Annotated in this window: 1 protein-coding gene; it reads right to left on the reverse strand. The window is 70.0% G+C overall.

What is annotated here, in order from left to right:
- A partial coding sequence (locus QP381_RS09325) for an FtsX-like permease family protein (RefSeq protein WP_285068756.1) occupies positions 1–247 on the reverse strand: 247 nt, incomplete at both ends.

Genomic DNA, 247 nt, shown 5'->3' on the forward strand with positions numbered 1-247 from the left:
GGAGTGGCCCCCTCAACCGGCAGGCTCATGACGCCGACCCACCCGAAGGCGACGCCCATGCTGACACCGATGAGCGCACCGGTCAGCGACAGGAACAGCGCCTCGAGGGCGAGGAGGCTCTTCATCTGGCGTCGCGTCAGGCCGAGGGCCCGCAGCAGCCCGTTTTCGCGGGTGCGTTCGGCGACCGACAGGGACAGCGTGTTGGCCACGCCCACCAGGGACACGAGGACGGACACGCCGAGCAGTC

The sequence above is a fragment of the Pauljensenia sp. UMB6358 genome, assembly GCF_030216865.1.
In the GTDB taxonomy this organism is placed as follows: Bacteria; Actinomycetota; Actinomycetes; order Actinomycetales; family Actinomycetaceae; genus Pauljensenia; species Pauljensenia turicensis_A.